Here is a 20,517-nt window from a genome sequence, read left to right as displayed (position 1 = left end):
CGTCAGACCCCCACCCCGGTGAAGAAGTCCCTCTCGCGGTGGCCCCGGCCCGCGGCGACGACCCGGTCGTGCACCCACTTGCCGACGGCGAGGTCGAGTACGCCGAGTCCGAACGGCGAGAAGATCGCCGGGCGTCCGTGCTGCCGGTGCAGCCGCCCGCGCAGCAGGTCGGCGAGGGTGCCGTCGACGAAGTCCCGGTTGCCGGTGCGCTGTTCGGTCAGGTGCAGCGAGGTGCGCTCGCGTACGGCGTGGTCGACGTCGTCGGTGAAGTTCTGGGCGGCGAGGATCAGCTCGGGGGCGAGGTCGCGCAGGGACAGATGCAGGACCACCGGGTTGTGGGCCAGCAGCCCGGGGTCGTGCAGATGCGGTTCGCCGGCCACCGTGGTCAGCACCACCAGGTCGCAGTCGGTGAACGCGTCCTCCACCGCCTCGGCGACCACGATCTCGGCCTCGGTGTGCTCGGCCACGACGGCGGCGAAGCGGTCCGCCGCCGCCGGGTCGAGGTCGAAGAGCCGGAAGCCGTCGATCTCCCAGTCGAGATCACGCAGGAACCGCCATACGTGCTGGGCGATCAGACCCGTGCCCACGATGCCGACCCGGCGGGCACGGCGCGCGCCGAGCAGCGTCTGCGCGCCCAGTACCGCGGAGGCCGCGGTCCGCGTCGCCGAGACGATGGAGGACTCCATGCAGGCGAACGGATAGCCGGTGACGCAGTCGTTGAGGATCAGCGTGGCCGAGGCGCGGGGGATCCCGTGCTGGGTGTTGTCCGGGAAGCTGGCGATCCACTTGTTGCCGGCGACCTCGAACTCGCCGCCCAGATAGGCGGGCAGGGAGATGATGCGCGACCGGCTCTGGTGGGGGAAGCGCAGGAACGAGCTGTGCGGGTTCGAGCTCTGTCCGGCATCGTGCGCGAGGTAGGCGGCACGGACGACCTCGATGAGCTCTGGACGGTGACGATCCGTCTCGGCGGCGATGTCGCCCGCGCCGATCACGGTCATGGGCGGCGGGACCATGGTGGACACGGGGTGGTTCTCCTTCAGTTGACGGCCAGGGTTTCGACGCCGGGGGTTTGTGCCGTTTCCGCGTGCAGTTGCTGGACCCATAGGGGGTCGTAGATGGTCTGGGCGTAGGCGTGGCCGCGGTCGGCGGCGATGAAGGCGACCCGGGGACGGTGGGTGCCGGGGCGGTGCCGGGCGAAGTAGTCCTGGACGGCGGCGTAGGTGCTGCCGGTCGAGCCGCCCGCGTACAGGCCGTACTCGGCGGCCAGGGCGGAGCAGGCCTCGACGGCTCGTGCCTCGGAGACGATCTCGACGTGGTCGATCAGCGCCTGGCCGCACAGCGGTGGCACGATGCTGGAGCCGATGCCGGGGATCCGCCGCTTCTTCGGCGGGCCGCCGAAGATCACCGAGCCTTCGGCGTCGACGGCGACGACGACGCAGTCGGGGTAGGTTTCCTTGATCCGGCGGGAGAGCCCGGCGATCGTGCCGCCGGTGCCCACGCCGACGAAGAGATAGTCCAGCGGGCCGGCCTGTGCGATCAGCTCGCCCGCGGTGAAGTGGTAATGCGCGTCGCGGGCATCGGGATTGGCGTACTGGTTGGGCCAATAGGCCGAGTCGAGTTCGACCAGCAGTTCCCGGACCCGGGACAGCCGGTTCTTCAGGTAGCTGCCCGACCCGTCACGGATGGCGACTTTCTCCACCCGCTCGCACAGCAGCCGGAGCTGGGCCTCGGTGGCCTCGTTGCAGTTCGGATCGATGACCGGGACGAACGAGATGCCGAGCATCCGGCAGTAGAAGGCCAGGGCCAGCGCGAAATTGCCGGACGAGGACTCGACCACCGTCGTGCCCCGCGCTATCTCCCCGCGGCCGATCGCCTGTTCCAGAATCCACAGCGCCGAACGGTCTTTGCTGCTTCCCGTGGGATTGCAGAATTCCAGCTTCGCGACGATGTCACACTGCTCGTCCGCCAGAGGAATCAGCGGGGTTCCCATAAGGCCCCTGCGAATTTGCCTTGCCCGTTCGATCAGAGATTGATCCGCACGCCCGTGGAGCATGGGCCGAGTCTGGCACGGAACCGGTCGAAGCGGCTCAACCGCGACTCAAGCGCACTACGACAAACACCCGAAGACAGAAAAGGGAGAGAGGCTGTTCAGCCCGTCCACAACGGACGACTGAACAGCCCCTCGGGTCACTCGGTGGCGTGTGCTCAACCCTGCTCTTCGTACTCGACGTGCAGCGTCCGCTCGAGGTGGGCGCGGTACTCCTCGGCCTCGGCATCCGACTCATGACGGGAGATCACCATGACCGGGTATCCGGAGTGGTCCGGGTAGGGGGCCAGCAGTGTGCCGGGGCTCACGGCCTCCACCACGTAGTCCACCCGCGGGTCGTCGCGCACCGCGTCCAAGCCGCGTATCCGCTTCATCCGTCCACCGCTGCCGACCGCCACCTGGTAGGCCGCCACGTGGCCGACCGGTTCCGGCTCCTCACTCCAGCAGAGCGGTTCCTGGCCGAGGTGGATGCGCATCGCCTCGGCGGCCAGGTCGATCCCGCTGCTGAGGTGGACGAGGTGGTGCATGAAGCCGCCGCCGCCGATCCGCGCGCCCATCTCCAGCAGCACCGGCCGCACCCCGCCGACCAGCCGCACTTCGGTGTGCGTGGTGCCCTCCGTGACGCCGAAGGCGTGGTGGGCACCGATCACCTCCGCCTCGATCGCGGCGAGTATCTCGGCGGGCAGCTGGGCGGGGGCCCGCAGCGTGGTCTCCTCGAAGTAGGGACCCGCCAGTTCCCCCTTCCAGCTGATGCCACAGACCCGTACCCGCCCGTCGCGCACGAGGGATTCGGCGGAGACCTCCGGCCCATCCAGGTACTCCTCGACCAGCACACCGGATTCCGGGGCCGATCCGTCGGCGGCCCCCAGGTGGTGGGTTTCGATGAGCTTCCAGGTGCGGGCCACGGCCTGCTCAAGGCTGTCCTTGTCATCCACACGGATCACACCGAGGCTGGAGTGGCCGTTCGCCGGCTTGACCACGACGGGGAACCGCAAGGTCAGCGCCTCGGTCCAGCCGTCCGGATCCTCGACGGCCACGAAGCCGGGCGCGCCCAGACCCGCCTCCCGCAGGTGCTGGCGCATGCTGCGCTTGTCGCGCACCACGGCCGCCGCCTCCTCGGTCAGGCCGGTGAGGCCCAGCTCTCGGGCGGCGCGCGCCACGAACGGCACGACCCTCTCGTTGCCCGCCATGATTCCGCCGAAGGGCTCCCGCCGGTAGCGCTCGGCGAGCGCGATCAGCGCACCTTCCGGGTTTTCCTCGATGTCCAGTGGCAGCACTTCGACCACCGCCTTGGCCCGCCCGGCGGACTCCGCCGAGTCGTCCCCCCTGGGGATGAGGATCAGGTCGATACCGGCACGCTCGGCTGCTTCGAACACCCAGGGATACACGGACAACTGGCCGACGAGGACGAGTTTCGGGCGCTGTGGCATGACGGTTCTCCAAGGGTTCGGTTGCTTGGGCGGTTCGGGCGAGGCGGGCCGGCCGGTGCGGTCCCGCATGAGATCATCCCGGCGAGCACGGAGCCGCGCCACGCGCTGGAGACGCGCGGCGCGACGGGGGAAGTCGTCCTGGAGCCGTGAGCCTCAGGCCGAGCACATGACCGGCGCGTTGCTCCGCCGCGCCGCGAACGGGCGTACCCCAGGCTCCCACTCGTAGGAGAACCGGCCGTTCACGCACAGGTGCCGCGCGCGCAGCAGGTAGCTCTCCGACAGTTCCTCCAGCAGATCCTCGGCCCGCTGGTCGCTGATCCCCAGGGCCACGGCGGCAAGCGCCGGCGTGAGCCGGTCGGGGACGCCGGGGGACAACAGCGCGTACGCCAGGGACCGCGACTCGGCGGGCAGCGTCGCGAGCGTCCGGTCGAATCCGGCCCGCACGCCCAGCGGATCGCTGTCGCCGCCCCCGGACGCGAGGACCCAGGCAGTGGCCTGCCGGGCCGTCCAGTGCGGGCGGCGGCGCAGCTGCGAAGCCACCGCGAAGAGCGCGCCCGGCAGCCCCCGGCACAGCCCGGCCAGCCGCCGCAGCCCCTCCGGGTCCATGGTGGTCCGGTGGTTCGGCACGGAGGATGCCAGCAGGTGCAGACAGTCGTCGAAGGACAGTCCGGCCAGTTCGACGTGGACCGCCGACGAGGACACGAACAGCCGCCGCCGGCTGCCGATCACCACGCCGCAGCCACCGCCGGACGGCAGCAGCGGCGTCAGGTCCCGTACGTCGCACACGTCGTCGAGCACCACCAGGACGCGCAGGTCGGCGGTCCAGCTGCGGAACAGCAGGCTCAGGTCGGTGGTGCCCAGCCGCAACTGCTCCTCCGTCGCGCCGAGTCCACGCAGGAACGAGCGGAGGATCTCGGCGGGCCGCACCCGCCGCCCGGCGCCGTCACGGAGACGTGCGTAGAGCCGTCCGTCCGGGTAGTGGCCGCTCACCTGATGCGCGGCGTGCAGGCACAGCTCGCTCTTCCCCGTGCCGGGAGCGCCCCCCACGATCACGAGCGGCCGGTCCTCCCGCGCCCGGCCCGCCAGCGCCGCGGTGATGCGCGCCAGTTGGCCGGCGCGTCCGGTCAGGCGTTCGCGCGGGGCGGGCAGATGGCAGGGCGCCCGGGTGGCGGCGGTCACGGCCGTCAGCCGCCCGGCGGGACGCAGCAGCTCCTCGTCCGACGTGAGCACGGCCGTGTGCAGGGCCTGGAGTTCGGGGGAAGGGTCGAGGCCCAGCTCGGTGGCGATCCGCTCGCGTGCCCGCTGGTAGACCTGGAGCGCCTCCACCCGCCGGTCCATGCGGTAGAGAGCCGTCATCAGATTGCGCTGGGCCCACTCGTTCGTGGGTTCCCGCCCGGCCATCGAGCTGAGTTCGCCGAGCACCTCGTGGTGCCGGCCGAGGTGCAGGTCGGCTTCGATCCGCAGGTGGTGTGCGCTGGTACGCAGCTCCTTCAGGCGGACCGCCTCGGCCTGCAGCGCGGGCCCCTTGCGTACGTCCACCAGGGCATCGTCCCGCCACAGCTGCAGCGCCGCGGCGGCCGTGTCACGGGCCCGGGCGAAGTCCTCGTCACGGAACTCCGCACGGGCGCGGGCGAGCAGCGGCTCGCAGCGGAAGACATCCACGTGGTCGGCGGGCAGCGAAAGCTGGTAGCCGCCGTCGACCGTGCCCAGCAGCGGGCCGGCCGCCCGTACCGCGCCGCCGCTCCTCGGGTTGCCGAGGGAGAACCGCTTCCTGAGCTGGTACACATACGTCTGCAGGGCGGTGTGCGCGCTGGCCGGTGGGTCGTCGTCCCACAGTTCGTCCATGAGTTGCTCGAAGCGCACCACCCGGCCCGCGTTCAGCACGAGCAGTGCCAGTGTCTGACGTACTTTCTGGGCGGCCGGCGCCAGGTCGACGCGGTGATCGTCCCCGTAGGCCTGGAGCGGCCCGAGAAGGTTGATTCTCATGAAATTCGCCCTGCCTCATGTTCGTTCGGTCCCCGTCAGAGGAGTTCGGTGCCGGATCGCAGCCGCCCTGCCCGGCGTCACCCCGGCCGGCGACGCGGTCCGCCCGGACGTTCGTCCCCGGCGAGTGCCGGCCCGCGTCGCTCGTGGAACGCTGCCTGTCCGTGCCGTCCGTGGCCGCGTGGATGGCGCGTGCCTCGGGTCCGACCAGGGTCGGGGCGCTTCGTGGGCGCCTCCTCCGGGCGAGTGGCCCGGCGAACGAACAATCTCTTCGGCGTGACCTCGCCGGCGGCGATCTGCTCCAGAACGAGGTCACGGGGGCTTCCGTGCTCGGCGATGAGCCGGCCGGCCTCGGCCCGCACCGCGCTCATCGCCTCCGCCGGCACGAGCCGCGCCCTATCGTCGAACTTCAGCACTCCGACGCGGCTGAATCGGCCGGCCGGCCCGGCGGCCTGCTCGGGTGTGCGGCTCCAGGTCAGGCACTCGTGGACTTGGCCGCCGCGGCCAGGTTCGGGTGGTGCCGGGCCACGATGTCGGGGAAGGAGCGGACCAGCCCCTTCATGACGTTGTCGCCGTACAGCGCGAACAGCGGGTTGTCGGCGACGTCGATGACTCCGCCGGCGCCCTCGACATATGGGCTGGGCAGCGGCTGCATCGTGGCGTCCAGCCGAGGGTTGTAGAAGAAGGGAATGGAGTAGCGGTTGACGCCCGGGGCGGGCCGGACCACCCGGTGCAGGGTGGCACGCACATAGCCCCTCGTCGCCACCTCCAGCAGCTCCCCCAGGTTGACCACGAACGCCCCCGGGATCACCGGCACATCGATGAACTGGTCTTCCTCGACCGCGACCTGGAGGCCACCGTTGTCGTCCTGGACGAGCAGGGTGAGCAGCCCGAGGTCGTTGTGGATGCCGGTCCCCTGGCCGGAGCCGTCGTCCTCGCTCGTCCGCGTGGGACCGGGATAGTGCAGAAGCTTCAGGTGGATCTGCGGATCCGGATCGACCACGTCGTCCAGGAACCCGGCGGGGGCGTCGAGCGACTCGAGCATCAGCCGTAGCAGTCGATGTGACAGATCGGTCAGCCGGGTGATCCAAGACTCGATGGCCGGGCGCAGCTCGGGCATCGCCTTGGGCCACTCGTTCGGGCCGATCAGGCACCGGTAGGCGGGATCGCCGGGCGCGGACGTCCTCGTGGGCTGCTCCGGCCCGATGTCCAGCTGCTGGCGCTGGTCGGGGATTCCCTTGGTGTGTTCGCGGCCGAGTTCGGAGTAGCCGCGGAACAGCGGCGAGTCGAGGATGTTCAGCGCGAGCCGATCGGCCTCGGGCAGGGCGAAGAACTGGCGGGCCAGCTCGAGCATGTCGTCGGAGTCCTCGACACCGTGACCGACGAGCTGGAAGAAGCCGACCTCGTGGATGGCCTTGCGCAACCGGTTCAGGAACTCTGCCCGGGTTTCTTCCGAACCGGCGGCGTCACGGAGGTCGAGCACCGGAAAGGGGTCGGTCATGGCAGCACCTTCGCATTGCTGGTCTGGTAGGTCGTCGGGTCGGTCACGCCGGCGTCTTGGAACGCTTCCTGGCGGTCCCAGCAGGAAGCGCACCGTCCGCAGTGCAGCGGGCCGCTACGCATGCAGGTCCAGGTATCGGTCCAGGGGACGCCGAGCTCCTCGCCGAGCGACACCACGCCGCTCTTGCGCAGTTCGGCCAGCGGCGCCGTCAAGGTCAGCTCGGGGTGCGCGTATCCGTGGGTCGCGATCTTCTCCATGGCGAGGAAGGAGTCGAGAAACGCGCTATTGGCGTCGGGCGCGGCCTGTGGGTCGTCGATCACCCCGATGGCCACCGCTTCCGCCTTCTCGGCGACGGCGACCGCGAAGGCGACGGACAGCAGCAGGGCGTTGCGGTTGGGCACGACGTTCGGGCTCTCGCCGGGCGAGTCCCTCTTCTGATCCGGCACGTCGACGTCCGGGTCGGTGAGCGAGGAGCCGTGCATGAGCTTGCCGACCGGGCTGAGGTCGACGACGTCGTGCGGCACCCCGAGGGTTCGAGCCGCCTTCGCGGCGAACTCGTGCTCGATGAGGTGGCGCTGCCCGTAGTTCACGGACAGCAGTCGGAGCGTGTGTCCTTGTGCCTGGAGGTGATAGGCCATGGTGACCGAGTCCAGGCCGCCGGACACGATTGCGACAGTTTTGGGCATGCGTCGCCTTCCGGCGGATGGAAATGGTTGTGGATCAGTGCCTGGGGATCAGAGCGGCGGTGTGCCGTGCGCGGACACGGCGGCGGACGCGTGGCTCGGCGCCGCCGTGCACAGCGGTTGCCGCACGGTGCCGGTCATGCCGCCGGCGTGGCCGGGACGACCAGCCGGGTCGCCCGCCGGCCCCTGCGGTAGGTCAGCTCGACCTCGGGCCGCGGAGCGTCCAGCCGCATGGTCACGGTTCGCTCCTCGCTCCACCCGACCAGGCGGTACTCGTCTCCGCCGAGGGCAACCAGCGGGAACAGGTGGTCCCGGGGGGATCGGATGGCGAGCTCCGTGCCGGTGTCGACGACGTGGAAGGTGGCCTGCGGTTGCGGGCAGGTGAGCGACCCGAACTCCTCCACCTCCAGCAGGTGCTCCGGCGCGTCGAACGAACACGGGGCCGCTTCCCGCTCGCCGTCGGTCAAGGCCACCGCCGGCCGGTTGTAGAGCACGTCCGGGCCGTTGAAGTAGTCGGCCCAGTCAGCCGGGAACAGCTGCGCGAGCTCCGGTGTGACAAGTACGTCCACGACCAGGTGCACCCGATGCTCGGGACCGAGGTTCTCGATCTGGTGCATGCGGCTGAAGTCACCGAACCAGAACTCGCCGGGCTGCCAGCGATAGGTCACCCCGTCAAGCTCCAGCGTGGCCTTCTCGTGGGTCATGACCGGGATGTGCAGCCGGGCCATTCCCCAGTCCGGGGCGAACTTGAAGTCGCAATGGCGGTAGCCGACGGTGTCGGGGCCGAGATCCATGAACCGGGCCGCGAAGAGGGGTCCGGGGATCGAACGCAGGATCTCCCGGACGTACGGCATATGGGCCAGCCACTCGGTGTCGGCGAACTCCGCACCACCGGGGCCGCCCGGGTCGGTACGTGTCTTGTCACCACCGGGGCTGCGCACCGCGAGGCAGCGCCAGTCCTCCTCGGCCTGCCTGACCACAGCCCCGTCTCGGTACACGCGCTGTTGGTCCCACAGGTGGTCGCGCGCCGTCATCAGGTCGGCCACCAGCCGGTCGGCGTCCAGCGCGGGGAGCAGGCGAACCGCTTCCGCGGGCGTCAAAGAGTCATTGTCGTTCATCGTTGTCCTTTCATGACGAGAAAACCCACCGCTCCGGCGATGCGCTGGTGAAGTCGGTCAGCGCCGATTCGAATCGGATGGCTCGTCACGCCCGGAGCAGGTCGAACAGCTCGCCCCGGAGTCCGGCGTCCGTGCTGAACTCCCCGCGATACGCGGTGGATGTCATCTGCGCGGCGGCCTTGATGCCGCGCATCGACATGCAGAGGTGCTCGCCCTTCGCTATGACCGCGACGTCCGGGGTGCCGCTCAGGGTGCTGATCTCGAGCGCGATCTGGTCCACGAGGCGCTCCTGGACCTGCAGCTTGTGCGCGTACTGATGGGCGACCCTGGCGAACTTCGACAGGCCGAGCAGTTGCCCCGCCGGGCGGTACGCGATCGTCACCGAGCAGTTGAACGGCAGGAGGTGGTGCTCGCACAGGGACCAGACCTGAATGTCCGAGACGACTACGAGCTGGCTCGTGCCGATGGACTCGAAGAGAGTGCCCAGCGAACCCGGGTCGTAGTTGATGAACTCTCGCCACCAGCGGGCGAATCGCGCGGGCGTGTCGCGCAGTCCGTCGCGATTCGGGTCCTCGCCGATCTCCTCCAGCAGTTGGCGGGCGATCCCGACCAGAGGGTCCTCGGTCGTCCTCGACGCCGATGAGTCACCATCGAGGTCCAATTCTGTCACCGACATGCGGTCACCTTTCGTCCGGGCTTCGGAGTCACTGACCTCACGGCCGGTACTCGGCCCAAGTCTTGGGAGTTTCCGAGACACGCACGCAGGTCAACTCGGGAAACTCCATCGACCATGTCTTGTAGACCCAGGCTGCCATATTCTCAGCCGTCGGATTTTCGTCCATCACATCGTTCAGATGCCGATGATCAAGATGGTTGTCCAGCCAGACCTTGAACGCGGACAAGTCTCCGTAGTCTCGAACGAAGCCCACGGGCAACAGATCCGCGTCATCGGCCGCGAGCTCCAACTCGATCACATAGTTGTGCCCGTGCATTCGGGCACACTGGTGCTCAGGAGCAAGGCCGGTAAGCCGATGACTGGCCGAGAATTCAAATTTCTTCGTGATTCGAAATGTCATCGATCCGAGTTCCCTTCTCCTTTGCGTGTGCCGGTGCTCACACGCCGCGTTTTTCGTCCCACAACAAGGTGTGAAGTCTGGTCGTCAGGTTCCAGCCGCGCTCCACCACGGCGTCGGCCAGCTCGCTCATGTGTTTTGTGACATCGTCGGCGGTACGCCCGATCGGCATGATCCATACCGAGGACAGGTCGAAGGTGGCGACCAGCTGGGCCACTTCGTCGAGATCGCGGGTGTTCTGGCAGACGAACTTGAACGTGCTTCCCGGCAGTGCCGAGAGGCTGGTGAGTGCCTCAGGGACGATCCTGCGCTGCAGGGTGTCGCCCGAGTGCGACAGCTTCGGCGAGACGTTGAACCTGACGCCGGCGGCGATGAGTTCGGGGTGCGCGGCGTGCGTCCCGTTGGTCTCGATCTCGATCTCTTTACCGTGTCCGGTCAGTGCCGCCACCAGAGGAATCAGCCGCTCCTGCTGGCCCAGGGGCTCACCGCCGGAGATCACGATCAGCTCGGTGTCGAATGCGAGCAATTCCGTGAGGACATCTCCGACCGGGCGGCGGTGCAGTTCCTTGCGCGGATCGTGGGCGACCCCGCTCTCACTGGCTCCGGTCCAGTCCCACGTGTACGGCGTATCGCACCACGAGCACGACAGGTTGCACCCGCCGAGTCGCAGGAACGCGCATCTGCGTCCCAGGGACCGGCCCTCGCCCTGGACGGTCGGACCGAAGATTTCGTTGACTACGAGATCCTGCTCCATGGCGCACCGTTTCCTATGAGTGGGACGACTCGACAGCCGTCGGCTTCTGCGCCTGCACGATGAACCAATGCCGGCTCAGCCGGACGCCCTGATCGGTGGTCGCCGCGGTGACATATCGATCGAATGCCTCCTCGTCCGCCGCCGAATCGTAGTTGTCGATGATTGGCACCTGGTGCAGAAAAGTGTCCAGATCGCCCGGCGAGTGGTAGAACTCCTCGAACCGGAACGCCTGGTTTCTTGTCACGACGAAGCCCGCGTCGGACAGTTCTTGAGCGATCTCCTCCGACAATGGCCTGCCGTTCCAGCTGTCGAAGTCCTGGCCTCGGCCGAACGTTTCTTTCAGCTCGCGCGCGTCCTGCTCCCCGATTCCCATGTACACCACGGCACCGCCGGGGCGGAGCACCCGCTTGAACTCTTGGGCGATCAGCGGACCGCGGCGGGAAGTGACCACATCGACGTCCCCATCGGGTAGTCCGGTGTGGGCGGCATCGCACAGCTCGAACGTGACGTGCGCCAGGCCCGCCTCCGCTCGGTACCGCGCGGCGCATTCCAGCATCGAGGGCGACAGATCCATCCCGGTCGCGGCGCCGTACGCGGAAGAGACGCGCAGCAGACTACGCCCGTCGGCACAGCCGACATCCAGCAGTCGGGCCTGCGGGGCGCCCAGCGCGGTCACCAGCTCATCGAAGACGGCATCCGGGCGGCCATCGGGGAATACGTCGGTGCTCCGCGCATCGCTGAAGTAGCCGCCGAACCGCTCGGCCACCCGGGAGTAGAACTCCGCGTCCATCGTCATCGGCCGTGCACCTTCCCCTGAGTCACGGTGGTCACTACGGTCCTTCGGACCACCCCTTGAGAGCCGTCCCCCGAAGGGGCTGAAGGGGCTCCGAGGTCGGCAGGACCCAATCTCCGGTGTCGCCCTATCGGCCCGGCATCACGGCGCATCCACGGCGGGACGGGGCCGGGATAGGACGGTGATAGCGCGAGCATGCGGCCGCGATGGGCACCTGGTTCACGCTGGTTCCAGCAACGTCCGAACGGATCGCGAGGCGAGGAGAACTGAAGATGGCCATCGAGAAGTCACCGGCTGCCGCGGTAGCCGTGACACCGGCCGACGAAAAGCCCCTCGCCAACACGCCGTGGACATGATGGACCAGCGTGCCCCCTGGTATCAGCCGACCGACGTCATCGGCCTGCCCAGGATGGCAACGATGTCAGCGCGTACGGCGGCGGCCCCGCCGTGGTCCAGGATCCGCTCGCGGACCCTGGCCGACTGCGAGTAGTACTGGACGGCCTGTTCCACGCGGCGCAGGTGGGCGTTGACCCGGCCGAGGTCGTGCAGCACGTACCCCTCTCCGACCAGGTCGCCGCTGGCTCTGACCATCGCGAGGACCTCGAGCAGGGTCCGTTCCGCCGCCTCGTACCGGTGCTGGTGCATCAGCATTTGGCCCAGGCGCCGCAGTGTGAGGGCCTGGCCCCGGTCGAAGCCGGCTGACCGGCAGATCCCGAGAGCCTCGTCGAGATACGAACGGGTCCGCGCGAAGTCTGCTCGCCGCATCGTGATGTGTGCCATCTCGCCGAGCACATACGCCCGGCCGATGACGTCCTGCGCCCGTGAGAAGTTGCGCTCGGCGCTCTCGTAGAGGGCCAGCGCCCGGTCGTCGTCACCATGGTGCCGCTCGATGCGCGCCAGGTCACGCAGACACAGCGCTTGGCCACTCAGCTCCCCGATCCGCTCGAAGATCTCCAAAGCGGCGCTGAGGTAAGGGCCTGCCGCCTCATGCTCGCCCCGGTGCAGGTGCAGGGTCCCCAACGAGCCGAGAACCGCCGCCTGGCCCCGCTCGTTACCGGCCTCCTGTACCGCGGTCAGCGCTATCCGATGGGTGCGTGCCCAGAGTTCGGGATAGCCACGGGCCTCGAAGAGCGTCACCAGGGTCGTGGCCAGCTCCCAGCACAACTCGTCCAGCCCGGACCGGGCCGCCAACTCGACCGCGTTCAACAGGTTGGTCTGCTCGCTCTCCAGCCATCCGAGCGGGTCGCGCAGGCACCGCCGGACATGCTCCTCCGGCGGATGCCACCGTTCGCCCCGGCCCATCACGATGGTGTACGCACCGCCGTAGATCTCTTTGTGCGCCCTCTCCGCGAGCGCCATCCAGCCACCGACCATCCGCCGCACCGCTCCGGCGCGTTCCGCCTCGGGGATCTCCAGGGGCAGCCGTTCGTGCGCGAACGTCCGCACCATCTGCGACAGTCCGCATCGGAACTCCCCGCCCTGGTCCATGGCGGTGATGTCGAGGAGCCGCCTGTCGATGAGCGGTTCCAGCAGGTCGGCAGGGTGCGGCGTGCGGTCGTCGATGAGGGCGGCACCCAGCCAGCCCGGAATCTCCGTCCCCTCGGCCAGGCTGATCAGACATAACAGGCGACGGTCGGCCGCCGCCAGCCCGTCGTAGCTGAGGGAAAGACTCGCCCGGATCGACAGCTCGCCGTATGCCAGCTCGTCCAACCGGCGGTGCTCGTTCTCAAGCCGGTGCCACATGGAGGTCAGTGACCAGTGCGGGCGCGCGGCCAGCCGCGCGCCGATGATGCGCAGCGCGAGGGGCAGCCCGCCCACCAGGCGTATGAGGGCCCGTGCCGCCTCCCGCTCGCCCTCCACACGATGCTCTCCGATGATCCGCCCCAGGAGCTGGACGGCCTGCTCCTGGCCCAGCGGCTCCAAGTCGAACCGGCGGGTGCCCGGCAGCGCCGTGAGCTGGCCGCGGCTGGTGACCAGCACACCGCTGCTGCCGGTTCCGGGCAGCAGCGGCATCACCTGCGACTCGCTCACCGCGTCGTCCAGCAACACCAGGATCCGGCGATCGGCCAGCAGACTGCGGTACATCTTCGCGCGCTCATCCAGCGCGTCGGGTATGGCCTGGCCCGGTACGCCCAGCGCCCGGAGGAACCGCCCCAGCGCCTCGGCGGAGCCCACCGGTTGTCCGCCCGGCCCTCGCAGGTCGCAGTAGAGCTGTCCGTCCGGGAAGTACCCGGCCGCGAGCCGGTGCGCCACATGCCTGGCCAACGTGCTCTTGCCGACACCAGGTCCGCCGAGCACCAGGACCACGTTCAGTTGCCCCTTCTCCTGTCCCCCGGTGACGGCGTCGCAGACCGCCGCAACGATCACGTCATCGGCTACCAGGTCGCCGATGTCGGCGGGAAGTTGCCTCGGGGTCACGACCGGATTGGGATCGGCACCACGCTCTTGCACCGCCTCGGGGAGCGGCGTCGCCACGAGAGAACGTGGCTCGGCCGGTTCGGCCAGTGCCAGGTCGGCGTCGTCGGTCAGGATCGCTTGCGCCAGGTCGCGCAGTTCCCTTCCCGGGTCCAGGCCCAGTTCTTCGGTGAGCAACGCGCGGCCCTGGTGATAGGCGTCCAGCGCCTCCGCCTGTCGGCCCGAGCGGAATAACGCGACCATGAGGTGCCCCCGCAGCCGCTCGCGCAGCGGATGCCCGGCGACAAGCTGCTGCAGTTCGCCGACCAGGTGCTCGTGACGGCCCAGCTCCAGTTCCAGCCGCATGCAGGTCTCCACCGCCTCCAGGCGGCTCTCGTCCAACTGCGCCGCCGTACCGGCCAGGACCTCGCTGAGTACACCGGCCAGGCACCGGCCCCGCCACAGGCCTGTCGCCGCGCGGAGCGCGTCCACCGCGGCCACCTTCAGGCCCTCACGGGCCAGGGCATGCGCCTCAGTCAGCAGGCGGTGGAAGTTGCCGACGTCGGTCGCGTCCTCCGGTGCCCTCAGGATGTACCCGTGGGCGCGGGTCTCGATGGTGGCGTCGACTCCCCCGTCCGCCAGCGCCTTGCGGAGCCGGGAGACGCAGATCTGCACCTGGGTGCGTGCGGTCTTCGGCGGATCGTGCGCCCAGATGACATCCACCAGATAGGTGGTCTCCACCACCCGGTTCAGTTCGAGCACCAGAGCCCCGAGGACGATCTCCTGCCGCCCCGGTGCCACGTACACGGCCCCCAGCTCACCGCTCACCTCAAGCGGCCCGAGCACCCGGAAGGGAGCCGCCGTCACGCCACTGCCGTCGTAGTCTGCCGAAGCTGCCATGCACAACCCTGTTTCCTGTGGTACCCGCCAGACCTGGTCCGGCTCGCGCAATTGGGCGGCGGAACTCATGCCGACCTGGCTACTCATTCGCAACCGTTGGCCAACGTTAGTGCTGCCACAGTCAGATACATGTGTATCTGACACGAAAGGTTCCATAATTGGCCACGGATATCACTAGACTTCTCGGCGGGCGACGCGCCGCGCTTTCCGGCCCACTTCCATGGCACATCCGGCCAGGCCGTTGATCAGTACGGTGGACGGGCCCCGGTTGGCGATGCGCTTCGACGGCCGCCGGTGCGAACGTGTGCGCGACAGCGGCCCCACGAGGCCGGAACCGGCGCCCGTGATGACGGCCACGCGGCCGGAATTTCCTGGTTCACGGGTCTCTCGTCTTTCACGTACGCGGGGCTTACATCCGCTCGGGTCTGCGCTGCTTCCGAAGCCTAGGAAGATCGGCACGGCGCGGACTTGAACCACAGCGACGTTCCGATAGAACATCAGCGCCACAAACGGGTGTCACAGCAGCGGAGCACTTCGAGCGACCGCCGGCCGCAGACGCGCCTCCAGCGGGTTCAGCCCGATCGCCCTGACGGGGAATGCGCCCAGTCGGAGAGCAGGGTGCGGATCGCGGCGACAAGCGCGAGGGGCTGGTCGAGCATGATGTGATGTCTCGCGCCGGGGACCTCGATGACCGAGGCGACCCGGCCGAGCTGGTCATACATGGCTTCGCGGCGTTCCGCCGAGACGATGCCACGCTCCGCGTGCACCAGCGCCACCCGGCAGTCCAGTGGGATCAACGGGTTTTCGACACGCTCCCGCGCGAAAATGGCGGGGTCCCATTTCCAGGTCCAACCACCGGCCACCTCGCGGATGGACGTGGCGGCGACATGGTCGGCGACGTAACCGAGCACCGGTTGGCTGGGCATGGGACTGAACTGCCCGATGATCGCCGCACGCGAGGAATAGAGGCGTGTCGCCGCCCCGAAGGTGCGCTGTTCCCGCGTCGCGCGTTTCGCCGCCACCGGGCCGATCATGGGGGAATCGATCAGGACGGCCCCCTCGATGCGGTGCCCGGACAGCGCGGCCAGCCGGAGCGTCACCGCGCCTCCCAGGCTGTGCCCGATCACCACCGGCGGCACGTCGAGCCCCGCGTCCGCGATGACGGCGAGCACTTCACGCATCCAGATCTCGAGGCCGTACGCGTCGCGCCTGCCGCTGTCACCGTGTCCGGACAGGTCCAGCGCGATGACCCGCCGGCCGCTGACCAACTGCGGGCCGACATGGTCCCACCAGCGAGAATGTGCGGCGGCCCCATGTACGAGTACGATGCCGCGCCCGGTCGGCTCGCCCCAGGCCCGGTAGACGATCGGGGTGCCCGCCACCGTGATCTCATGTTCGGTGACCGGCGTAGCCAGCGCGGCGGTGTACCACGCGGGCGGCGCGGTGGAATCCGGATCAGCCGATGTGGTCATGCGGGAAAGTCAACCAGAGGGCGGCGGCCGCTCGAGCGGGATCCTCACCTCAAGTCCATTTCGTCGCCTATGATTTCGAAGATCCCTGCCCATCCCACCATCGGGCCACTGAGCCAGTTGGCACCACCGCTAGGGTCCTTCTGACGGATCTCCGTGGAGGACCGGAGCGGCGTCAGGGGGCACCTCCCAGCGGTAGCTGGGGGAGCGTGCTCTCGGCGTGCCGCGCGGAGACCCTCGTAGCGGAGCTACTTGGGTTTTCGTGCGGTGCGGCGAGAGGACGTGCCGGACGCCGCCACGCCGCGGAGATCCGTCAGAAGGACCCTAAGGCCAGGGACGCCAGGAGAGAGGCGGAGCACCACATGTCCGATGAGTTCGGGATCGCCGGGAAGACGCTGCTCGTCACCGGATCCGGCCGTAATCTCGGCAAGGCGATCGTCCTCGAGTTCGCTGCCCGCGGCGCGAACGTCGTCATCAATTCAAGGTCGAACGCGGACGAGGCCAACGAGGTCAAGGACGAGGCGGAGGCCCTCGGCGCGAAGGCCATCGTCGTGCTCGGCGACGCGGCCGAGAAGTCGACGGTGCTGGAGTTGAAGGCCCGGGCGGAGCAGGCGTTCGGGCGTGTCGACATCTATGTGAGCAACGCCGCCCGGCGGCTGCACAAGGACTTCTGGGACACGACGGACGAGGACTGGCACCATCACCTCAACCAGCAGCTGACCGCGTCGTGGTACCTCGCCAAAGCGTTCGCGCCGGGGATGCGCGAGCACGGCTGGGGCCGGATCGTGCACATGAACGGGCCGGACGGCTGGATCGGCGGCCCGACCCGGATACCCCACTCCACCGCCAAGGGCGGATTGCGGACCCTTACCCGCTCCCTGTCCCGCAGCCTCGGGCCGTTCGGGATCACGGTGAACGACATCAACCCGGGATTCGCCGACACCGTCCGCGACCTGGAGACCCATCCGGGGATGACTCCCGGGCGGTCGGAGCGGTTCGCCCGGGAAACCATCGCGATCAAGCGGCAGCCGCAGCCCGCGGAGATCGCCTGGGCGTGCGCGTTCCTCGCGGCCGAGCGGTCCGCGGCCATCACTGGCGCCGCCATTCACGTCGACGGCGGCCAGTTCATGATCGGCTGATTACCCGCTCATCGGAAGCGTTTGCGGAAGTCGGACAGCGCCACGTCCGGGTCCTGTGCCACTGCCGAAACTATTGATGCGTACGTGTCCGCCAAATCGGCCACGAATTCCGGCTCGTAGACGCCCTCGGCCCAGCGCAGCGCGCCGCCCGGGCCGTCAGGGCCGGGCGTGATGAACAGTTCCAGGTCGAAGTGGCTGCTCACACCGGCGGGGAAGGGCAGCGCCACCGTCTGCAGACCGTGGAAGTCCGCCCCGTGGAGCCCGTCCGCTCCCGGCGGCGTGGCCAGCATGTTGAACGCCACCTCGCCGGCCCGGGACACGGTCCGCGGCGTCGTGCCGGGGTGGGTCACGACATTGAGGAGCGGGTACTCCTGATGGGCCAGCGCGTCCAGTGACGTGGTCCGGGTCGCCCTCAGCACGTCCCGGAACGCGGGCTCGGGGGGCAGGTCCACCCGCAGATAGGTCAGATTGGCGAACTGTCCCACGGTGTTCCAGGTCTCCGGGCGGATCCGGTTGGCGTGGATCGAGCAGACCACCAGAGCGCGCTCCCCGGTCGCGGCGTGCAGCACGCCGAACAGCAGGGCCAGCAACACCGCGTACATCGTGGTGCGCTCGGCGGCGGCAAGCTCCCGCAGCGCGGCCGCGTCGGCGGGGGAGAACGGGAGATCCACCGTCCGGAACGGTGGCCGCCGAGCGCCGAACTTCTCGGGGTGGCGGCGCAGCCCGGCCCATTTCAGCAGGGGCGCCTGCCGGTCCCAGTACTCGGCGTGGCGGCGACCCGGCTCGCCGGCCATCCGGGTGTCCCGCCAGGCGTAGTAGTCGCCGGGCAGCCATTCGATGTCGGGGAGCGGCTCGGTCTCCACACCGGTTTCGGCGTTGTAGAACCGGGCCAGGTCACGGCGGATCAGGGCGTTCGACCACGCGTCGGTGACCCGGTGGTTCACGTTGATCAGCAGCAGATGCTCGGTGTCGGCCAGCCGGTACAGGTCGGCCGTGAGCGGCAGGCCGTCCGGGTCGAACATCTCGGCCATGCGCGCGACGATCAGCCGCTCGGCCTCGTCCGGGTCGGATACGACGGTCTCGCCCAGCGGCAGGTGAACGCCGGGTGGCAGGACGTGCTCGCGCAGCCTCCGCAGACCGGCCCGCTCGTAACGGATCCGCAGCGATACGTGCCGGTCCACCACCCGGTCGAGCGCACGGCTGAGCGCGGCCCGGTCCAGTGGTCCGCGGAACCGGTAGAGAATGGGCACGCTCATCAGGCCACCGGCGAGGACTTTGTCGTCCGGCACCATCAACCGGTGCTTGTCCGACTCGGTCATCGGCCGGCTCCTTCCGCGGTGCCGGAGGTGCGTTCGCTGATCGCCGCGGCCATCGCCTCGATCGTCGTGATGTCGGTGAAGAGCTCAGCCGGGGTGATGGCCACGCCGAGGCTGTCCTCGACCAGGCTCAGCAGCGCCATCCCGGCCATCGAGTCCCCGCCCAGGGCCATGAAGTCGTTGTCCACGCCGATGTCCTCCCGCTTGAGCACGAGCGACCACAGCCCCTTGACCATGGCCTCGACCGGCGTCCGTGGTGCGGTCCGCCCGTCCGATTCCGCCATCGGCCCGGCCGCGTCCAACTCGTCGGCCAGCACCTTGGCCAGCGAGCCGCGCTGGATCTTGCCGGATTCGGCGACCGGGATGTCCGCGCGGCGCAGGAAGAACCGGGGAACCTTGACCGGAGCGAGCCGCTGCCCGAGGTACGTCCGGAACTCCTCGTCACCCAGCGTCGCTCCCGGCCTGAGCACGAGCACGGTACCGAGTTGTTCGTCGCGGACCGGGTCGGGGATGCCGAACGCGACCGCCTCGGCCACCGCGGGATGGCTCAGCATCGCGGCCTCCACCTCGAACGGCGACACCTTCTCGCCACCCACGTTGATCATCTCCTTGGCCCGCCCGGTGATCAGGAACGAGCCGTCCGGCAGCAACCGGCCCAGGTCACCGGTGCGCAGCCAGCCGGCCCCTTCCGTGTCACCGGCGGAACCGCCGCGCACGAACGGGGACTCCAGGCCGGGCGGCCACACATACCCGTGCATGACGTTGGCGCCGCGGATGACGATCTCGCCGGACGCGTCCGGCGCGGTGCTGACCCGGCCGTGCTGGTCGAGGACCGCGACCTCGGAGCCGGTGGGGACGAGCCCGGCGGCGTCCGGATCGCCCGGCAGCGGGGTCGAGGCGATCTGATGCGCCTCGGACATCCCGTACGACTCGACCACCGGCAGGCCGTAACCGGCCTCGAGTTCGGCCCGCAGGCCCGCCGTCAGGGCTCCGGAGCCGCAGCGGACGAAGCGCAGCGGGCCGGGCCACTCGCGGTCCCGGGGGACGTACCGCACCATCAGCCGGTGCATGGTCGGGGTGGCCGAGAGCCAGGTCGCCTCGCTGTCCAGCGCGTGCCGCAGTGCGGTGGCCGGGTCCGGGGCCGGCGCGCAGACGATGCTGCCGCCCGGGAGCAGCGAGGCGATCAGCGAACCGACCAGGCCCTGGACGTGGAAGAACGGCATGATGTTGAACCGGCGGTCGGAGTCGGTCAGGTGGTAGGCGTCCACCGTGGCCTGGGCGGCCGCGACCACGCCGGCGGCGCTGAGGGACACGACCTTGCCGATGGACGTCGTACCCGAGGTCCGCAGCAGCACCGCCTCGTCCGGATACGGCCCGGTCGCCGCCGTCTCGGCCGGGCGGCCGCCGCCCCGCGGCTCCACCACCACGTCCTCGCCGCTGAACCGGAGCGTCACCGCGGCTGCCTTGGCCGCCGCCACCTGCTGCGCGGCGGCGGTTCCGGCTCCGTCGGCGAGCACGATCAGCGCGACGTCGAGCGTGTCCAGGTAGTCCTGGGTCTCGGCGGCCGACCAGAGCGGATTGACCGGGCAGCAGGCCGCGGCGGCGACCACCCCGAGCAGCAGCGCGGCGCTGTCGGCGTCCTCTCCGGGGACCACCGCGACCCGGTGCCCGGGGCGCACCCCGAGCCCGGTCAGCGCCGTGCGGACGGCGTGCATGCGGCCGGACAGATGCCGGTAGCTCAGCCCGGCCGGTTCGCCCGGCACGATGATCGCGGGCGCGTCACCCCGGGTCTGCGCATGACGCTCAATGACCGCGAGCACCGGGCTGACGGCATCGAGGTTCGACATGGAACAACCTTTCCTTGGACTTGGATCGTGGGTGAGGGCCTGTGTCATATCGCCGCACGCCCGGCCGGGG

Annotated in this window: 16 protein-coding genes; 1 reads left to right on the top strand and 15 read right to left on the bottom strand. The window is 69.4% G+C overall.

What is annotated here, in order from left to right; genetic code table 11:
* Positions 1-2: 2 nt before the first annotated feature.
* The 13 genes from sbnB to LIV37_RS41120 form a co-directional block, all read right to left on the bottom strand.
* Positions 3-1,013 carry a 2,3-diaminopropionate biosynthesis protein SbnB gene (gene sbnB, locus LIV37_RS41180; protein ID WP_121824981.1) on the bottom strand — a complete coding sequence of 337 codons (1,011 nt, stop codon included), beginning with the start codon at positions 1,011-1,013 and terminating at the stop codon, positions 3-5.
* A gap of 23 nt (positions 1,014-1,036) precedes the next feature.
* The gene (sbnA, locus tag LIV37_RS41175) at positions 1,037-1,990 is read right to left on the bottom strand and encodes a 2,3-diaminopropionate biosynthesis protein SbnA (RefSeq protein WP_167525776.1); all 954 of its coding nucleotides are present in this window, start codon (positions 1,988-1,990) and stop codon (positions 1,037-1,039) included.
* A gap of 215 nt (positions 1,991-2,205) precedes the next feature.
* The gene (locus tag LIV37_RS41170) at positions 2,206-3,477 is read right to left on the bottom strand and encodes an ATP-grasp domain-containing protein (protein WP_020872978.1); all 1,272 of its coding nucleotides are present in this window, start codon (positions 3,475-3,477) and stop codon (positions 2,206-2,208) included.
* A gap of 153 nt (positions 3,478-3,630) precedes the next feature.
* A complete protein-coding gene (locus LIV37_RS41165; RefSeq protein WP_020872977.1) occupies positions 3,631-5,463 on the bottom strand; it encodes an AfsR/SARP family transcriptional regulator in 1,833 nt (610 codons plus the stop codon).
* Between the two features lie 472 nt (positions 5,464-5,935).
* Complete coding sequence (locus LIV37_RS41160) at positions 5,936-6,961, bottom strand: isopenicillin N synthase family dioxygenase (RefSeq protein ID WP_020872976.1); 1,026 nt, start codon at positions 6,959-6,961, stop codon at positions 5,936-5,938.
* Positions 6,958-7,647: a 7-cyano-7-deazaguanine synthase gene (locus tag LIV37_RS41155; protein WP_121823899.1), complete on the bottom strand. Its 690-nt coding sequence runs from the start codon at positions 7,645-7,647 to the stop codon at positions 6,958-6,960. The genes LIV37_RS41160 and LIV37_RS41155 overlap by 4 nt, the downstream gene beginning before the upstream one ends.
* A gap of 134 nt (positions 7,648-7,781) precedes the next feature.
* A complete protein-coding gene (locus LIV37_RS41150) occupies positions 7,782-8,762 on the bottom strand; it encodes an aspartyl/asparaginyl beta-hydroxylase domain-containing protein (RefSeq protein WP_020872974.1) in 981 nt (326 codons plus the stop codon).
* 85 nt (positions 8,763-8,847) lie between these two features.
* Entirely contained in the window at positions 8,848-9,438 is a 591-nt protein-coding gene (gene folE / locus LIV37_RS41145; protein WP_020872973.1) for a GTP cyclohydrolase I, read from the bottom strand.
* Between the two features lie 37 nt (positions 9,439-9,475).
* A complete protein-coding gene (locus LIV37_RS41140) occupies positions 9,476-9,838 on the bottom strand; it encodes a 6-pyruvoyl trahydropterin synthase family protein (protein ID WP_121823900.1) in 363 nt (120 codons plus the stop codon).
* Between the two features lie 37 nt (positions 9,839-9,875).
* Entirely contained in the window at positions 9,876-10,589 is a 714-nt protein-coding gene (locus LIV37_RS41135; protein WP_020872971.1) for a 7-carboxy-7-deazaguanine synthase QueE, read from the bottom strand.
* 13 nt (positions 10,590-10,602) lie between these two features.
* Positions 10,603-11,385 (bottom strand): class I SAM-dependent methyltransferase, encoded by a 783-nt coding sequence (locus tag LIV37_RS41130; protein WP_020872970.1) that lies wholly within the window; start codon positions 11,383-11,385, stop codon positions 10,603-10,605.
* A 375-nt stretch (positions 11,386-11,760) separates the two neighbouring features.
* Positions 11,761-14,676, bottom strand: coding sequence for an AfsR/SARP family transcriptional regulator (locus tag LIV37_RS41125; RefSeq protein ID WP_020872969.1), 2,916 nt, complete (start codon positions 14,674-14,676; stop codon positions 11,761-11,763).
* 572 nt (positions 14,677-15,248) lie between these two features.
* On the bottom strand, positions 15,249-16,148 hold the full coding sequence (locus LIV37_RS41120; RefSeq protein WP_020872967.1) for an alpha/beta fold hydrolase: 900 nt from the start codon (positions 16,146-16,148) through the stop codon (positions 15,249-15,251).
* A gap of 359 nt (positions 16,149-16,507) precedes the next feature.
* Here LIV37_RS41120 and LIV37_RS41115 point away from each other — a divergent pair, with 359 nt between their 5' ends.
* Positions 16,508-17,284 carry an SDR family NAD(P)-dependent oxidoreductase gene (locus tag LIV37_RS41115; RefSeq protein ID WP_020872966.1) on the top strand — a complete coding sequence of 259 codons (777 nt, stop codon included), beginning with the start codon at positions 16,508-16,510 and terminating at the stop codon, positions 17,282-17,284.
* Between the two features lie 8 nt (positions 17,285-17,292).
* On the opposite strand, the gene LIV37_RS41110 is transcribed toward LIV37_RS41115, so the two are convergent.
* Both LIV37_RS41110 and LIV37_RS41105 read right to left on the bottom strand, forming a co-directional pair.
* On the bottom strand, positions 17,293-18,603 hold the full coding sequence (locus LIV37_RS41110) for a condensation domain-containing protein (RefSeq protein WP_020872965.1): 1,311 nt from the start codon (positions 18,601-18,603) through the stop codon (positions 17,293-17,295).
* Positions 18,600-20,447, bottom strand: coding sequence for a non-ribosomal peptide synthetase (locus LIV37_RS41105; RefSeq protein ID WP_020872964.1), 1,848 nt, complete (start codon positions 20,445-20,447; stop codon positions 18,600-18,602). Before LIV37_RS41105 ends, LIV37_RS41110 begins: the two co-directional genes overlap by 4 nt.
* Between the last annotated feature and the right edge of the window lie 70 nt (positions 20,448-20,517).

Source organism: Streptomyces rapamycinicus NRRL 5491, from assembly GCF_024298965.1.
GTDB classification, from domain to species: Bacteria; Actinomycetota; Actinomycetes; order Streptomycetales; family Streptomycetaceae; genus Streptomyces; species Streptomyces rapamycinicus.
Note: the sequence above shows the minus strand (reverse complement) of the source record. Positions and strands in the feature narration are given on the sequence as shown.

Bases quoted from the DNA above. Each gene is read 5' to 3' on its own strand.
- LIV37_RS41115 (WP_020872966.1), top strand. From the start codon at position 16,508: ATGTCCGATGAGTTCGGGATCGCCGGGAAGACGCTGCTCGTCACCGGA.
- LIV37_RS41150 (WP_020872974.1), bottom strand. From the start codon at position 8,762: ATGAACGACAATGACTCTTTGACGCCCGCGGAAGCGGTTCGCCTGCTC.
- LIV37_RS41165 (WP_020872977.1), bottom strand. From the start codon at position 5,463: ATGAGAATCAACCTTCTCGGGCCGCTCCAGGCCTACGGGGACGATCAC.
- LIV37_RS41130 (WP_020872970.1), bottom strand. From the start codon at position 11,385: ATGACGATGGACGCGGAGTTCTACTCCCGGGTGGCCGAGCGGTTCGGC.
- LIV37_RS41120 (WP_020872967.1), bottom strand. From the start codon at position 16,148: ATGACCACATCGGCTGATCCGGATTCCACCGCGCCGCCCGCGTGGTAC.
- LIV37_RS41155 (WP_121823899.1), bottom strand. From the start codon at position 7,647: ATGCCCAAAACTGTCGCAATCGTGTCCGGCGGCCTGGACTCGGTCACC.
- LIV37_RS41140 (WP_121823900.1), bottom strand. From the start codon at position 9,838: ATGACATTTCGAATCACGAAGAAATTTGAATTCTCGGCCAGTCATCGG.
- LIV37_RS41160 (WP_020872976.1), bottom strand. From the start codon at position 6,961: ATGACCGACCCCTTTCCGGTGCTCGACCTCCGTGACGCCGCCGGTTCG.
- LIV37_RS41110 (WP_020872965.1), bottom strand. From the start codon at position 18,603: ATGACCGAGTCGGACAAGCACCGGTTGATGGTGCCGGACGACAAAGTC.
- LIV37_RS41105 (WP_020872964.1), bottom strand. From the start codon at position 20,447: ATGTCGAACCTCGATGCCGTCAGCCCGGTGCTCGCGGTCATTGAGCGT.
- folE (WP_020872973.1), bottom strand. From the start codon at position 9,438: ATGTCGGTGACAGAATTGGACCTCGATGGTGACTCATCGGCGTCGAGG.
- sbnA (WP_167525776.1), bottom strand. From the start codon at position 1,990: ATGGGAACCCCGCTGATTCCTCTGGCGGACGAGCAGTGTGACATCGTC.
- LIV37_RS41125 (WP_020872969.1), bottom strand. From the start codon at position 14,676: ATGGCAGCTTCGGCAGACTACGACGGCAGTGGCGTGACGGCGGCTCCC.
- LIV37_RS41170 (WP_020872978.1), bottom strand. From the start codon at position 3,477: ATGCCACAGCGCCCGAAACTCGTCCTCGTCGGCCAGTTGTCCGTGTAT.
- sbnB (WP_121824981.1), bottom strand. From the start codon at position 1,013: ATGGTCCCGCCGCCCATGACCGTGATCGGCGCGGGCGACATCGCCGCC.
- LIV37_RS41135 (WP_020872971.1), bottom strand. From the start codon at position 10,589: ATGGAGCAGGATCTCGTAGTCAACGAAATCTTCGGTCCGACCGTCCAG.